Below are 16,478 nucleotides of genomic sequence, written 5' to 3'. Positions count from 1 at the left end.
CTCCTAATATTTAGCGCGGATCAGCTTGCGTCCGTAGCTGATGGCCAGCCTGGACGGATTGCTGAAGGTGGTTGTCAGGGTTACGCTCTGGCCCGGCGCCAGTTCGCCGGCCGGCAGCGTGATGTACGGCACGCCGTCGTCGACGCCGGAGGCGTTGTCGAGCGTGACGCCGGCGCTGAGGTTCTCCAGCCTGAAGTGCAACGGCCCCTTGATCGCCTGTGCGGTCGCGTTGGTCATGGTCACCGTGCCCGTGTACTTTTGCGTGAATCGGTTCACGGTCAGGCCGGACTGCTGCATCCGGACACTGGCGCTGACATCGACCGGCGCCAGCAAATCGTAGCGCGTGCCGTGGAAGTGCAGCTCGCTGTACGACGAGATGCCGGGGTAGGCCGGATCGGTCGGCGGCCCCGGATGGTCGACGCGCACCATGAAGTAGCGATAGCGCTCGTTTTCCAATCCAGGCAGCACGGGAATGACTTCCATGGCGAAGTTCTGGCCGCTCGTATCGGTGGTTTCGCGGCTGGTCAGCAAGGTCCAGGACGCGTTGTCGTTCGAGCCATAGACGTTGATGCCCTGGCTGCGGTTGCCGAACATGAAGCGCGCGCGGATGCCGAATGCGTTGGCGGCCACGCGGTAGTTTTCGCCGAAGTCCAGCGTCACGGGATTGCGCAAATCGCCCGAGGTGGTGTTGTAGTCATCGTCCACCAGCGATGGAATGGCGCCGGCGCCCAGAACGGTCGGCGTGACCATGTTCTTGCTCCAGTCCAGACTGCCGTCCGAGACCAGCCGTGGATTGACCAGCTCAAGCTTGCGCGTGACTTCCTGCACTTTTTTCAGCAACGCCGGAAATTCGGCGTCGGGCGTGGTCGCCAGCGCCTGGCGCAACGGCGCCAGTTCGGCCTTGAACGCGGCATACGATGGCGTCGTGTAGATCGCCGCCGCGTCGTAACCGCCCAGCGCGGCGGCAAACGCGGTCTGGCGATCTGGCTGCACGCTCAGGCGCGCCGTCATCACGCTGATGGCGACACCGTCGGTGGCGCTGACCACCAGATCGTGGATGCCGGTCTGGTTCGTGGCCGGCGTCCAGGTCAGCGCCCCGGTGCTTGTATCCAGGGTCGCGCCCGGCGGCAGGCTGACCGCCTTGTAGACCACGCTGTCAGCGGCGTTGGCGTCGGTGGCCGTGTACAAGGCCTGGTAAGGCATGCCCTGCACCACCAGCTCGGTCAACGGGAACACCGGCATGGCAAAGCGCGGCGGCGTCAGTTGCGTTGGCGCCGCCATGTTGACGAAGTCCACATCGACCGTCGCGCCCTCGGCGCCGCTGAATTTAAAGTAGATGATGTTGTCGCCCAGGCGCCGGCCGGCGGTCGCCGCGCTCGCGCTGTCCGGCACGATGTAGCGCCATTGGCCGCCGGTGTCCGGCACCGTCATCTCGCTCCATGGCTTGGCGTCCTCGGTGGCGCTGGCGGCCAGCCTGGTCACGGCGTTGGTGCGCACCATGATGCCTACCGGCGCGTACTTGCTGCGGTCGGCATAGCCGATGTCGTGGAACACCACGGTGGCGCCGGACGGCGTCAGCTGCGCGCGCCCATAAGTGCGCTCGCCTTCGGTCGCCTTGCTCCAGTCGCCGTTGAGGAAGATCGACTTGCGCTCGGTCTCCAGCATGCCCGTGTTGGGAGGCAGCGGGATGCCGGTCAACGCCTTGGGCAAGGTCAGGAACGCCTCGGCGCCGAAATCCTTGTTCGCCGGGCTGGCCGGTCCCCATGGCGTGACGGGACCGTTGGCGTGGGCGGCCGCCATCGCCAGATAAGGAGCGACGGTGTCGACGTCCACGCCCTCCTCGTATTTGTAGACGTTATAGACCTCTGGGATGCCTTCGACCTGGTTCAGGCGCCCACGGTAAGCCTCCGAAATGCCGGAGGTGCCGCCGCTGGTGTCGGCCCATGGCGTGTTGTAGCCGAGCATGAAGCGCGCGTAGGCGTCGGCCCCCATCAGCAAGCGGTTGCCGCCGAATTTGTAGACGCTGACGGCGTCGCTGGAGGTGGAAGGCTTGCCGCTGTAGGGATCGACTTTGGTGCCCTGTGCGGTCACCAGGCGCAGCAGGCCGATCAGGTTGTCGACGTTGTCGCCGCCGTGGGCCTGGTCGCGCATCATCTCCTGGATCTGGTAGAACGGATAGCCCACCGTGTTGTGCGGATTGTCCGTCTCGATCAGCGGAATCAAGGGCAGGATGCCGCCGTTGATGTCCTGGCGGGTGGAGGTGGCGTTGACCGTCAGCCATTCCACCGTTTCGTCGTAGCGCGCGCGGTTGTCGGTGAAGATCGCGCCGGCCAAGCGGCCCGCGATCGAATACACGTGCTGGTTCATGAAGCGCTCGTTACTGGCAAAGAAGGTGCGCTCCATCGGATCGATCAGGTTGTCCTTGATCTTTTGCGTGTCGGTGGCGGTCCAGGCCAGCGGATACGCGGTATAGGTGGCATCGGCCGGCGTATAGCGCATGATCTCGGCTGCCAGCAGCATGCGGAACAACGGCACGCCGGTGTGGATGTGCGCGTCCGGGTAGTAGGCGTAGCCGGTGGGGTTCATATTGCTCCATGTGCGCAGGATGCGCATCGCGTTGCGGCGATACTCGTTCTGGCCGGTCATGTAGTACAGCAGCGCCTGCGTCAGCGCGCCCTGCGAATCGTTGATCAGCCGGGTCTGGGCTGTGCCGTTGTTGAAGTTTGGCGTGTTGGGCGTATCGACCTTGGTGGCGTCGCGGTTGGTTGGCTGCAGGTTGATGTTGGCGTAGTTGCAGCAGACCGTGGCAAGGATGTTGTAGTACGTCTTGTACGGCTCGACGTCCGCCCTGACCTGCTGGCGGGCGTACTCGAGCTGCTCCGGGGTAAAGCCCAGTGCGGGATGCCTGAAGCCGGCGTCGCTGACCGATGGCTGGGCCTGCGGGGTGGCGACAAAGCTGATTGCCGTTGCCGGCGCGGCCGAAAAAGCCAGCAGCGCCGAGGTGATCGCAGCGTACAGCCTGCCGCGTCGGCGGGTGGATGGATGTGTCCCGGGCAGCTTGGCGCCCTGTGAGTGGTAGTCCATATGTCTCCTTATAGTTAGAAATGCGGATGCACGTACAAAGCTCTTCAACCAATGCCAGTTGTTATCGATAACAAATTAGCGAAAAAAAAAGGCTGAGGTGCAGCCTGGCCTGCTATCGAGTAGCGGCTATCTCGATGGCGAATAAAAGTTATCGATAACAATTTTTGACCTAAATCGCCGTTTGGATCGGTTCAAAGAGAGAGAGAGTAATTTACCATGAGCCATCGGATTTTTCTGTAGCAAAAAAACATCAACTCATGGCCCCTCGCCTGCCGGAAGAAAAATGACTCGTGCATTGGTGATTTTGAAAATTGCGGTGCAGACGGGGAGCGCGCAGAATTCAGATCACCCTGTGGCGGACCAATCCCAATGAAAAAAATATTCACGCTCTTCTTTGCTTCACTGATATTGGCTGTTTCGACCGTCGCTTTCGCGCAGGCACAAAACCCCTTGATTTTTGCCGACGTGCCCGACATCGCCATGATCAGGGTGGGCGCAAACTACTACATGAGCAGTACTACCATGCATATGAATCCAGGCCTGCCGATCATGAAATCGACCGACCTGGTCAATTGGAAGATCATTAATTACGCCTACGACACGCTGGCGGATATGCCAGAGTTGAATTTAACCGACGGCAAAAACACCTACGGCAAGGGCACATGGGCCAGCAGTCTGCGCTTCCACAAGGGCATGTACTATGTGACCACTTTTTCGCAGACCACCGGTGAAACCTACATTTTCAAGACCAAGGATATAGAAAAGGGACATTGGAAGCGGGCGTCGTTCAAACCAGCCTATCATGACTCTTCGCTATTTTTTGACGATGATGGCAAAGCCTATTTGATCCATAACGCCCACACGCTGAAGATCGTTGAGTTGAATGACGATCTGACCGGCATTAAACCAGGTGTGCCGGAGAGAATCCTCATCGAGAACGCCAGCGCGCCGGCGGGCGATGACATGGCACTGGGCGCCGAAGGATCTCAACTATTCAAAGTGAATGGCAAATATTACCTGTTTAATATTTGCGCGCCCAAGGGCAAGAACCGCACTGTGGTCATACATCGGGCCGATAGTATCGACGGTCCCTGGGAAGGAAGGGTCGCCCTGCAGGATAGAGGAATCGCCCAGGGCGGATTGATCGACTCGCCCGACGGACGCTGGTTCGCCTATCTTTTCCGCGATTTCGGTTCTGTTGGACGGATTCCTTATCTGGTCCCGGTCAAGTGGGAAGACGGCTGGCCCGTCCTCGGAGAAAACGGCAAGGCGCCGGAAAAGCTGGACCTGCCCGCCAGCACAGGCCTGATACCAGATTTAGTCGCTTCCGATGAATTCAATCGCAAGAAAGGACAAGCAGCGTTGCCGTTGGTTTGGCAGTGGAACCATAATCCGGACAACAAGCTTTGGTCGGTACAGGAACGACAAGGATATCTTCGGCTAAAAACAGCGAGGATCGACACCTCGTTTGTGCAGGCGAGAAATACACTGACCCAGCGCACCATCGGCCCGGCAAGCACCGGCTCCACCTTGCTGGATGTCTCCAACATGAAGGAAGGCGATTTCGCGGGCTTGAGCGCCTTTCAAAAAAATTTCGGGCAGGTCGGCGTCAAGGTCGACAACGGTAAAAAATGGTTAGTCATGGTCAATGCCGGATCGGATCAGCCGGTGGAAGTGCAGCAAGTTCCTTTGACGGCAAACCGGGTCTATCTGAGGATCGATTGTGACTTTACCGATAAAAAAGACCAAGCCACCTTTGCGTACAGCCTCGATGGCAAGGTTTGGAAACCCATCGGTGATACATTGAAAATGACTTACGCCATCCCGCATTTCATGGGATACCGTTTCGGCCTGTTTAACTATGCAACCAAACACCCGGGCGGCTATGCGGATTTCGATTGGTTCAGGATTACCGACGGCGCCGACGTGCTGCCACGACGACGGACAAGCCGCTCAACAACAGCACCAGCGAGCCCGGCTCCGGAACGGCGCTGACGCTTGCCACATTGATGTTGTCGAGCTGGTTGAAAGCGCCCGAGCTCAGACGCAGCTCGCGGATACCATCCAGCCTGGTGCCCCAAGTGCCCCAGTCCCGCAGCACGCCGACCTGCTTGCCGTCCGCCGACAGCGCGCTCGCATCCGTGGAGTAATCAAAGCTGATCAGGTTGAACAGGCCGCCGCCGACGCGGGTCAGCGTCACGAACGAATTGGCGGCGTTTTCCAGACCGTCATGCCAGTTGAAGGTCTGCGGCGCATACGTGCCATCGCCGATGTGGGCTGCGCCGGCCGGCGCCTCGGGTGTGGTCAGCGTCAGCACGAAGCCCGCCTCCTGGTAGCTCAGGCTCTGGCCGCTGGCGCTCATGCTGTCGAGCAGCGCTTCGCCGTTGCCATAGAACCCGAACCTGGTCAGGCTGTCGAAGGTCAGCACTTCGGCGTTGGCGTGACCGGCCGCCGCGCACCAACCGAGGACCAGTGCAGCGAAGATGTTCGATAACTTCAAGGACTTCATTGTTGCTCTCCAATTTGATTGATGTAAACACGTTTGCTTGCGCGCAGCGTCGCAGCGCCGCGCGCAAGGACTGGCCGGCAGGTCAGTAGCTGAAGAAGACGCCACGGCCCGAGCCGCTGATGTACAGGCGTCCAGGCACGGTCTGATCGGCCGCCAGGGTGCTGATACCGCCGAACTGATGCTTGTCATCGTTGAAGCGATTCCAGGTAGCCCCGGCGTCGTCGGACCGGTACACGCCCCACACGCCGTTGACCACGCCTACCACATACACCGATGCCGAGTAGCTGGCGCCAGCGGGCGCCTTGCCCAGCGCTATGGATGTGGCGCCGTAAAGATCGGGATACCAGGTCGATTCGCCAAAAATCGGCGCGGTCACGTTCAGCCTGGTCCAGGTCGCGCCCGCGTCGAGCGAATGCAGGATGCTTTTGCCGTCAACGATCCAGATGTCGCCCTCCGCGTTCGGATTGACCGCGATCGACGTGTACCGGGTATCCGTATTCCAGGTATTGGCCGCGAACGTGGCGCTGTCGGTGAAGGTGCGGCCACCGTCGGTGGAGGTGTAGAAGTGCGCAGACTCCGACCACTGCACATACCAGGCGCCACCCGACTCGTAGGCATACACCTTGTTCGGATTTTTGCGGTCGGCCACCACCCGGTAGCCGCGATCGCCCACGCGGCTCAGTGCCGGCAGGTTGGTGTAGGTCCAGGTCGCGCCGTTGTCGGTGGTGTAGGCCGGCACCGACTGGGCCGGCGCCCATACGATGTGGCCGGGTCTGAGGACCGCGATGTTCGATGCATTGGTCATGTTGGCCAGAGCGTCCGGATGGTTGGTCTGGAACGCCGTCCAGGTCACGCCCGAATCGGTGGAGTAAGCGCCGCCGGTGGTGTTGTTCCAGGCGGGGTTGCCGATCGTTGCGATATAGGCCGGATGGGACCAGGCCATGTCGGCGCTGTAGGTGTTACCGTTGAACATGCCTTGCGGCGGCATGCGCGTGGGCGATTTCGTCAGTTCGGTCTGCACCCGTGTGCCGACGTCGCCCGAGCTGCGCAGCAAGGTGTAGCCGGCGCCAGGAGGCGGCGCCATCAGCGCCAGCGTCGCGGTTTCCTCAATGCCGGTGACGTTGCTGGTCCAGGTGGGCTTGGCCGCCGACGCGTTTCTGGTTTCCCACACGCCGCCGCCATGCACATGCAGGATGTGCTCGCGATCGTTTGGGTCGATCTCGACGTCGTCGACCCAGCCCGACCAGCCGTCCTTGTCGGTACCGTGCGGTGCCATGGCGGAGATTTCGCGCCAGGTGGCGCCGGCGTCGTCCGACAGTTGCACGATGGGCTGGCCATCCCAGTTGCCCCAGGAATTGGTGGTGCCGAGCGCGATGCGGGTGGTGGCGCCGGCGCCCGACACCGACAGGCCGCCCATGCCGAAGTTGACCCATTGCTCGAGGTCGTACTTTTTCAGCAGGGTCCAGTTGGCGCCGTCGAACTTGTACAGCCGCGACGCGCCGGGTGCGCCGGGACCGGTTTCCTGGGCGAAGGCCACGTACATCATCCCGTCCTTGTTGCGCACCATGTGGGGAATGTAGAAGCCGGCAACTTCGGCGGGCGTGCCAATGCCGTGCCAGGTGGCGCCGCCGTCGGTGGTCTTGTACATGCTGTAGCCGAGTCCGGCCACGGCGGCGTAATCCTTGCCGACGGCCGTGTAGATGGTCTGCGTGGCGTTGCCGGTGCCCTTGGTGCTGGTGTCGAAGATCACCTGCTCCATGCCGACCACGCCTTTCCAGAAGACGGCTTCGATTTCCTGTTGGCTCATCGTGTGCGTCGCCAGCGAACCCACCTGGTTCCATGTGTGGCCATAGTCGGCGCTCTTCCACAGGCCGCTGGTGCGCGTGGCGTAGAACAGGATCGACGGCTGGTTCGGATCGACCATCAGGCGCTCGCCGATGGCGCGGCCCTGGCTGTTGCCGCCCGCCTGGAACGGCAAGTCGACGTGCTCCCAGTTGTCGCCGCGGTCGGTGGACATGTACAGGCGCGCGTTGCGCCCTGCCCCCAGATACAGCCCGGCGCTCATGTAGACGCGCTTGTCATCGTTCGGATCGAGGGCCATGGTTTCGCTGCCGTGGTAGAACTCGTCGGTGACGCCCATCATGTCGGTGATCGCCACCCAGGCTTTGGTCGGGGCGTCCCAACGGTAGGCGCCGCCGATGTCGGTGCGGGCGTACAGCACGTCCGGGCTGGTCGGATGGTAAATCAGCCCGGGAACGTAGCCGCCGCCGCCGAACTTCACGCTGCCCCATCGGGCGGGCGCCGCCGCCCTGGCTGCGGCGCCCACGAACGTCGTCGCGGCAAACCGGGGTGTCGCCGTCGAACCGGTGCTTTCACGGCCGCTACCGCAGCCGGCCACCAGGGCAGCCAGCACGCTGCTGAGGCCAATGATATTTTTTTTGTTCATATCGAGTCTCCAGGAATAATAGTGAATTGGCGAATCTTCCGCTTCAGTACGTGTAGCGCAGCGCCAGGCGATAGCTGCGGCCGGGCTCGAACCAGGCACGGGTCATGTTGCCGATATGCTGTTGCTGGGTCTGCTTAACGATGGTGTCGAGCAGGTTGCTCGCCGAGAAGCTGGCCTGCACATGCTCGGTGATCTTGTAATCGAAACCGAAGTCCAGCTGACCGGTCGCCTCCTGCCAGGTCGGCAAACCCCAGGCGACGTCGGTCGGATAGACCGTCTTGCCGTTGACAACGCTCGCCCGGCTCGGATCGGCGCTGGTGGCGCCGCCGTTGCCGTCGGACGTGCCATTGACCGCCACACCCTGCAGGAAACGGCTGCGCCAGCTGTAGGCTAGCCGCATCGACAGCGGACCCTTGTCGTACAAGAACATCAAGTTGAAGGCGTTCGGCGACAGATACTGCAAGGGCATGTCAGTGAACGGCAGGCCGTCGGTGTCGCAGCCGTACATGCTCAATGAACTGTTGTTGAACGAGCCGGCGGCCGGGCAGTATTTCAGATTGAACGGCTGGTGCAGCTTCTGCTTGCTCTTAAGGTAGGTATAGTTGGCGGAAATGCCGAAGCCCTTGGCCCATTCCGGCAGCTTGCCTTCCAACCCCGGCACATTGTTGAAGTAGGTCTGGCCGGCGAGCTCCAGCCCGGCAACGTGGCCGTCCGATGCATTGGTCGGCGCGGTGATCAGGAAGGTTTGCGGGTTGCCGGCCAAGTCGTTGTAGTCGGCCACGTAGGCCGAGTTCATGATGATGTCGCGTACTTTTTTGTAGAAAAAGGCGGCGGTCAGCGACGAGCCGTTGCCTGGATACCATTCGAGCGTGGCGTCAAAGCTGTTGGCCCGGATCGGGTTCAGCTTGACGTTGCCCTTGTTTTCACCCTTGTAGTTGATGTTCTGGATGGCGTTGTTGGTATCGTAGACGATCTGTTGCTCCAGCTTCACGTACTCGGCCAGGTCGCCAAAACCCGGCCGGTACATCGACTGCGCGAAGGCGAAGCGCGCTTGCAGCTTGTCGGTCAAATCGACCTTCAAGTTAAGACTCGGCAGCACGTCGACATAGCTGTGGCTGGAATCGATCGGCTGGTTGATCGGACCGAACTGCGGCACCGACGGCGCGATGGTGGCGCTGTAGGTCGGCAGGAACACGGTGTAACCGTGGGCCGTCGTTTTGGTGTGAACCACGCGCACGCCGGCGCTGCCCTCGACCGGGAAGCGCAGATCGTCGAAGCCAAAGCGTGTCGACAGGTAGGCCGCCTGCGTCTTTTCCGATTGCAGCCTGGTTTTGGACGGGTCGCCGTCGTAGGCGAACGGCTTCCAGTCGCTGCCCGCCGTCGAGCAGTCGTCGGTTTTGTGCCAATACGCGTTGTTGTCCTCGCATTGGTATTTTTTGACCAGCGCCAAATTCGCGTAAGTGTTGGGATAGTCCTTGACGGCGGCCATCGTCGGCTGCACCAGGGTGCCCGGCGTCGGGACCTTGCCGTTGAAGAAGTTGTTGTAATTGAAGGTGGTGACCGGCATCAGCGCGGCGTACTTCGGATCGCTCAGGTAGCCAAAGCTGGCGCGCGGCTGCCAGCCCGGATCGCTCGCGGTGGGCAACTGGCCCGGCACGGTGGTGGGCCGCACCGACCATGGCTCGGCGATGCTGTACCAGGTCGAGCCGGTCGCCTCGGTATGGTTGGACGAGCGCTTGGTCAGGCGCAGGCCGAAGCGCACGTCGCGCATCACCGGATGGTCGAACTTGAAGCGCACATCGCTCTTCCACGCGTACAGGTCGGCGGTCGCCTTTTCCTGGCTCGGCTGCACATTGGAAACGTAGTAGTTGGCCGGATTGGCCAGGAATTTTTTCGCCGCGTCGTCGAACGTGATCTGCCCGGGATTGCCGGTCAGGTCGATATTCATGCTCGGCACAAAGGTGCCCAGCACGATGCCGCCACCCACACTCTGGTTCGTCGCGTGGACCCATTGCAGGTCGTTCTGCAGCGACCAGCGCTCGTTGATGTTCCACTTGGCGTTCCAGGCGATCTCCCGGGTCTTCGAGTGCCTGTCGTAGTAGGCCTGGTTGGAGTTGAAGCCCAGGCCGCCCTCGGCGAAATTATTGGCGCCGGCGCCGCCGATCGGATAGGTGTACTTGGCCGATTGCAGTATACCTTTGCTATCGAACACGGGGTCGATGAGCTTGGACAGGTAGGGACTCTCGACACCGGTGAACAGCGCGTTCTCGGTGCCGCTTTCCTTGTAGGACGACTGGAAAAACGTCAGCGCCGACTCCATGCCGGCCTTTTTCCACTGCAACGCGCCGTAGACGCCGGCCCGGTCGTTGATGCTGGTATTGGTGCGCCACGATCCCGATTTCGGCACCCACACGGTTTTGCCATCGACGATGTCGGTGCGCGGGAAGTAGGCGTCCACCTGGATCGAGTCGTTATGGGTATTGCTGCGGCTGGCGGACAGGTCGAGCAGCGCGCCCCACTGGCCGAAGTCGTTTTCCCAACGCTTCGACACCAGGCCGGAGACGGCGGGCGATGATTTCGACCCCAGCTGGTTGTAGTTGACGTAGGTCGAGGCAGAGAATTTATCGCCCTTGTAATCGAACGGCAACGCGGTACGCAGGTCGACTTGTCCGCTGACCCCGCCTTCGACCAGTTCGGCCGGCGGGTTCTTGTGCACGATCACCGCCGACATCAGCTCCGGCGGTATGTCGCTCCAGCTCAATTCTCGCCCGGGCCAGCCGGCCGAAAACGATTCGCGGCCGTTCAAGGTCGACGAGCCCCAGCTCAGGCCGCGCACCGAAATGCCGGAACCCTCGACCGAATAGTGCTCCGGATCGCCGCGCGAGCGGTTGCGGTCCATCGTCACGCCGACGATGCGCTGCAGCACTTCGGTGATCGACTTGTCCGGCAGCTTGCCGGCCTCTTCGGCGACGACGCCGTCGATGACCTCCTCGGCATTTTGCTTGAGCTTGACGGCCGACTGCATCGCAGCGCGCTGGCCGGTGACCACCACGGTCGCCCCCTCCCCGTCCGTGGCGTCCGTGGCGGCACGCGCCGTTTGCGCCTGCGCGTCGCCGCTGTACAGCGCTGCGAGCTGCGCCGCCGCGAACGCCAGCGCGGTCATCCTCAAGGGTTTGCGCTTGATCGCTGTTTTGATGTTCCTCATTGTCTCTCTCCTCTTATCATCGTTGTAGTTGCTTTGGCTAACCGTCGGCCCTCATTGGAAGGTGATCGGTCCGGTCAGCATGTAGTCGGTCTTGGGCGCGTAGGGCGTCACCGGGGAGACAGTTGGCGCGCCGTGGCGGCGACGTCGCCGTCGCCGCCGGCCTGGTTGGCGCTCACCGAGCACTCGCCTCCCTCCAGCAACGCGGTGCAGGCGAGGCCGGTGGTCGTCATCTGGAATTTCCATCGTATGTCTCCTCATTGGAATTTTCCTTTTTATTGTGCCGGCGACAACTGTTCCCGCTCGCTGCGCAATCGGTCCCGGTACGCGCGCGGCGTGCAGCCAAGTTCGCGCTTGAACACGCGATGCATGTTATGGATGGAGGTCAGGCCGCTGCTCAGCGCCACGTCCGCGATGCTGCGGTCGCCGCTATCCAGACCGGCCTTGGCGGCATTGAGCTTGAAGTCCAGGATCACGTCGTGCACGCTGCAGCCGAGCTCCTCGCGGAAGTCGGCGTCGAGCGTCGAGCGCGACACGCCCACGTGTTCGGCCACCTGTCCGGTCTTGATGCCCTGGCAGGCATACTGGCGAATGAAGTGGCGCGCCCGCATCACGTTCGGATGCCTGATCAGCTGGTACTGGCTGGACGCGTGCACGTTGACGCCGGCCGGCGGCACCACGATCGGCGTGTCCCTGGGTTGCACGCCGTGCACCATCTGCTCGATCAGATGGGCCGCCGCGCGACCCATCTCCTGCGCGCCGTGGATCACCGAGCTGAGCGGTATGCGGGTGAGCCGGCGCACCAGCGGATCGTTGTCGATGCCGATGATCGCCACCTGTTCCGGCACTTCGATGCCGGCGATAATGCAGGCCTGCAATAGCTGACGTGCGCGCGCGTCCGAGACGGCGATGACGCCCACCGGTTTGGGCAAGCTGCGCAACCACGCGATCTGCCCCTGGACCGCCTCGCCCCAGGAGCCGACGCTGGTGCCGCAGCCACGGAAAATCTCCGCCGCCACCTGCTCGCCGCGCATCAGCCGACGGAAGGCGTTCTCGCGCTCCTGCGCCCAGCGGTTGTCGCCGGAGGCTGGAACGCTGAACATGGCGAAACGCTCCAGGCCGACATCGATCAGGTGCTGGCGCGCCAGTTCGACCAGCTTGACGTTGTCGGTCGCCACGTAGGGCACGCCGGCCGGATAATCGGCCGGGTCGGCATACGAACCGCCCACCGCCACCACCGGCACGGCGCAGCGCGACAAGGCTTGCGCCACGGCCGGATCGTCGAAGTTGGCGATAATACCGTCGCCTTGCCACTGCTCGATGCCTGACAGGCGCAACCGGAAATCTTCCTCCAGGAATAAATTCCAGGCCGCGCGCGTACTGCCGAAATAGGCGGCGATACCGGCCGTGACGTCGTGATCGAATATTTGGTTGGCGTTGAATAACAACGCGATCCGGTGCACTTTCGGCGTCTTCATGTGGCGGCTATTTCGTCGACAGCACCAGCACGGTCACCGAATACGGCGCGAAGCTGTAGCTGAACTGCTTGCCCAGGCCGCTCGCCTTGCTGGTCACCGGCGCCACCCTGGTCGGCTCGGCGATGGTGTTGGTGTCTTCCTTTTTAGCCGAGGCAAGCACGATGGCCTTGCCTTCCGAAGCGACGTTGCCGGCGCCGGCGAGGTCGACCCGCACCGCCTGCGCCGTGCCGATCGCGTTAACGACCTTCAGGTAGATCTCGCCGCGCTGCGCCGATTTGGTCGCCGAGAAGAACATGGTCGGCACTTCCCTGACCGGCGGCAGCACCTGCGGCGTATCCTCCCTGGCCGGCTGCTGCCAAGTCTGCGTAACGACCTTCTCCGCCGTCACCGGCAGCGACACGTTGCCCAGATAATTGCTGAACATCTTCTGCACGTGGTACGACGGCGAGCCGTAGCTGGTTTGCACGTCGTAGCCGACCAGGTTCGATTTCCACTGCATGCCGCCAGGGTTGACGTTCACCAGCAGCGGCGCGTAACAGGACATTTCGACGACGTCGGCATTGCGCTCCATGCCGGCCATGAAGGCGGCGTCGGCCAGCGCCGCGTGCAGGTTGGTGGTCGGATCGCCTTCGCGCGCGGCCCACTCGCCGATAAACACTTTCGGACCCTTGCGTTCGTAGCTATCGTAGCGCCCGGCGTCGTGCATCATCTCCATCGCGCTGTAATAGAAATGCTCGTCGACCAGGTCGGGCGCCCGGCTGGTCAGCGCCTGTTGCTGGCTCAGCCAGTCCTTGCCGCCAACGGTGGAGATCAGCTTGAGCTGCGGGTGCTTGGCCTTGATGGCGTCGTGGAACTGGGTGTAGCGGGCATCGTAGGTCTTGCCTTTGTCGAAGCCGTCCTCGTTGCCGATCTCGACGTAGCGCAGTTTGAACGGCGCCGGGTGGCCGTCCCTGGCGCGCTGCGCACCCCATTTGGTGGTGATGTCGCCGGTGACGTATTCGATTTCCTCAAGCGCTTCGTCCACGAAAGGCTGCAGCGCCGCGCCAGCGGGAATGGACTCGCCGTTGAGCGCGTAGCCGGCGAACACCGCCAGCACCGGCTCGGCCTTCATATCCTCGCACCATTCGAGAAATTCAAGCAGGCCCATGCCGTCGGACGAACGGTAGCCCCAGGTGCCGGGATGGCCGGGCCGCTGGTCGATCGGGCCCAGCGTTTCCTTCCACTTGAAGCGGGTGTCCACGGAATAGCCCTCGAGGTAATTTCCGCCAGGAAAGCGCAGGAAGCCCGGCTTCATGTCGACCAGCTTTTGCATCAGGTCGACCCGGTTGCCGTTCGGCCGGTTCTTGTAGGTCGGCGGGAACAGCGAAACCTGGTTGAACCAGACGGTGCCCGGGCTTTCGGTGGCGATCACCAGCCGCGCGTCGGCGGTCGGCTTGACGTTGGCGGCGGTGGTCAGGGAAACGTTGTAGCGCTGCCATTCGCCGCTGATGCGGCCGCCCTCGGCCCGGGCGTACACCTTCTTGCCGTCCGTCCCTTCGATGCTGACGGTTAGCGGCACGCCGCCCGCGCCGGTGGTTTTGGCGTAGAAGCTGGCGCGGTAGCGGGTGTTCGGCTTGACGGGAATGCCCCAATACCCGGCGTTGGCGATGCCGACCCGGTGGCCGCGCGCGGCGCCGGTGGCATCGAGCCGCAGGCTGGTGGTCAGGGCGGTGGCCGGGACCGGGTAGCGCTGGTCGAGCGCGATCGCGGCGCTGCCGCCGCTGTCCTGCACCACCGACCAGTGCGCGGGCGACCCGCCGTCGTCCTTGAAGACGCGGTTGCGCACCAGCTCGGCGTACAAGCCGCCATCGTAGGAGAAATTGATTTCCTCGGTCATCAGGCCGTACAAGGTGGGGCTGACCGGAATGCCCGGCTTGGCAAGATCTATCCTGACGGCGGTCTGGGCCGTCGCCAGCGGCGCGATCAGCGCAGCCAGCGACAGCACCAGGGTGGCGAACCCGTTCGAACCGAGCCAGCGCATCGGCTGGCTGCGTCCATCCGCGTTAGTGTCGATTGTCATTTTCTTCAACTGCATCGTATCTCCCTGTATTTGTTCTTTAACTTACGGGCCGCCGCCATGCGCAGCGCACCAGTCTGAAAAGAATAGGCCAGCGAGCACGGGCGACGGTATCGCCGCGAATCGATTCCTTTGCAAACCGCAGAAATTGCAAGCAATGTTAGCTATGGTAGAAATCGGCCCGTGGCCGGCGGCGGGAGGTCGGGCAGGCGGATTGGGAGATGGCGGGCGGACCGGCGCCTGGCGGGCGCTGGAGGGCGGCGCCTCAGCCGGGCGCACGCCGGGCAATGGGGACGGACGGGATCAGGCCGCGTGGTCGAAACCAGGCGGCGTCAGTGAGGGGTTGGGATGAAGCGGGTCAGGCGGGTGGTGTCGACGGCGCGCCGTCGGCGGGCTGCTGCTGTCGCTGGGCCGCAAGCAGCCGGAAGGACTTCGGCGTGCAGCCAAATTCTTCCTTGAACAGCTTGTTAAAGTACGGAACATTCGAGTAGCCGACCAAGTACGCGATTTCCGACACGGCGGCGCTGCTTTTCTCAGTCAACAACCTGGACGCCTCGGTCAGGCGCAGTTTATTCAGGTAACTGGTGAATGTCATGCCGAGTTCGGATTTCAGTACCTCATTGATCTTATAGCGGTTCGCGCCGGTCCCCTCCACCACGGCCTCCAGGTCCAGCTTGGGATCGGTGTAGGAACTGGCGATATAGCGCAAGATCGACGCTTTTTCCTTGTCCTTGTATGGCTCCAGCGTTAATTGCCGATAGGCCACCAACGGCAAGTTGATTTTCATCTTGGAATCGACACCGGCCAACAGCGCGCGGGAATACGCCAGGAAAAACCAGATACCGAACGCCACCCAGCCGCCAAGGACCAGGACCGCCAGCGCCGCCAGATAGCGGTAATCGCGGCCATGCAAGGTCAGTTCGCTGATTTCAACATGCGCATCGACATTGCGCGGCGTGGCGGTGGTCGTCCCGAACAGGACCTTCCCGACCCGGTCCAATTGATAACCCTGGCGCGCCAGGTCCAGCTTCATTGCGGGAAACCACCATTCGGGAATCAGCAGCCGGGCCAGGTCGAGCGCGACCGGCATGCCCTGTTCATTGCACGAAAAATACGTCCTGGGTGGACGGTAAGTCGCGAACGTGCCCGGCTTGGAGAGTTTTTCATCGAACGTGGACACCTCGAACATCATGGAAGTGGCCGGCGTACATCTGGCGATAAAGGTGATGGTGTGGAAATTCGACCAATCCTCGTGGACCGGCCGCCCCTCGGCGTCATCGAAGAACAGGTCGGCGGCGACAAAAGGATAGGCGGCCACCTCCTTCAGCTTGTAGTCGAAGCGCAACCGGTCGCGCGACGTGTCGTGCAAGCTGACCGACGACCCGCCGCCAGTGGCCACATCGGAATAGGTTCCGTAATGCCAGCGGTAGCCGCTTTTATACGACGGCAACAGTGTCTGGGTGGGAAAGGTCCGGTACAGGAAAAAAACCGCCAGCAGCGCGTCCACGACGAGCAGGGCAACCAGCGCCAGCAGCGCCTTTTTATAGAACTCTTGCATATAGTTATGGTGTTGAACTGTCTCGGCGCCGCACTCTTTAGCGGTGCGGTCCCGGCATCATAACAGGCGACCTACGGACGGTCCGATGAATTTTTGAAGCGGACGCATCTATGAAAAGACACAAACAACACCGCGCCCCCAACGC

Annotated in this window: 9 protein-coding genes; 1 reads left to right on the top strand and 8 read right to left on the bottom strand. The window is 62.3% G+C overall.

What is annotated here, in order from left to right; all coding sequences use genetic code 11:
- Positions 1-3 precede the first annotated feature (3 nt).
- Positions 4-3,084 carry a putative Ig domain-containing protein gene (locus ACZ0BA_RS03845; protein ID WP_463450012.1) on the bottom strand — a complete coding sequence of 1,027 codons (3,081 nt, stop codon included), beginning with the start codon at positions 3,082-3,084 and terminating at the stop codon, positions 4-6.
- 369 nt (positions 3,085-3,453) lie between these two features.
- Between ACZ0BA_RS03845 and ACZ0BA_RS03840 the strand changes: the two genes are divergently transcribed.
- Positions 3,454-5,079, top strand: coding sequence for a glycoside hydrolase family 43 protein (locus tag ACZ0BA_RS03840; protein ID WP_463450011.1), 1,626 nt, complete (start codon positions 3,454-3,456; stop codon positions 5,077-5,079).
- Here ACZ0BA_RS03840 and ACZ0BA_RS03835 read toward each other — a convergent pair.
- From ACZ0BA_RS03835 to ACZ0BA_RS03805, 7 genes are all read right to left on the bottom strand, one after another.
- Positions 4,994-5,593 carry a PEP-CTERM sorting domain-containing protein gene (locus tag ACZ0BA_RS03835; RefSeq protein ID WP_463450010.1) on the bottom strand — a complete coding sequence of 200 codons (600 nt, stop codon included), beginning with the start codon at positions 5,591-5,593 and terminating at the stop codon, positions 4,994-4,996. The genes ACZ0BA_RS03840 and ACZ0BA_RS03835 overlap by 86 nt on opposite strands.
- A gap of 82 nt (positions 5,594-5,675) precedes the next feature.
- Entirely contained in the window at positions 5,676-8,039 is a 2,364-nt protein-coding gene (locus ACZ0BA_RS03830; RefSeq protein WP_463450009.1) for a sialidase family protein, read from the bottom strand.
- Positions 8,040-8,082: 43 nt separating this feature from the next.
- Positions 8,083-11,244, bottom strand: a complete 3,162-nt coding sequence (locus ACZ0BA_RS03825; protein ID WP_463450008.1) for a TonB-dependent receptor — start codon at positions 11,242-11,244, stop codon at positions 8,083-8,085.
- A gap of 107 nt (positions 11,245-11,351) precedes the next feature.
- Positions 11,352-11,474, bottom strand: coding sequence for a hypothetical protein (locus ACZ0BA_RS03820; protein WP_463450007.1), 123 nt, complete (start codon positions 11,472-11,474; stop codon positions 11,352-11,354).
- Positions 11,475-11,516: 42 nt separating this feature from the next.
- The gene (locus ACZ0BA_RS03815) at positions 11,517-12,719 is read right to left on the bottom strand and encodes a XylR family transcriptional regulator (RefSeq protein WP_463450006.1); all 1,203 of its coding nucleotides are present in this window, start codon (positions 12,717-12,719) and stop codon (positions 11,517-11,519) included.
- Between the two features lie 7 nt (positions 12,720-12,726).
- A complete protein-coding gene (locus tag ACZ0BA_RS03810; protein ID WP_463450005.1) occupies positions 12,727-14,778 on the bottom strand; it encodes an alpha-L-arabinofuranosidase C-terminal domain-containing protein in 2,052 nt (683 codons plus the stop codon).
- 355 nt (positions 14,779-15,133) lie between these two features.
- Positions 15,134-16,333 (bottom strand): helix-turn-helix transcriptional regulator, encoded by a 1,200-nt coding sequence (locus tag ACZ0BA_RS03805; protein WP_463450004.1) that lies wholly within the window; start codon positions 16,331-16,333, stop codon positions 15,134-15,136.
- Between the last annotated feature and the right edge of the window lie 145 nt (positions 16,334-16,478).

Source organism: Duganella sp. AC917 (assembly GCF_979258245.1).
Note: the sequence above shows the minus strand (reverse complement) of the source record. Positions and strands in the feature narration are given on the sequence as shown.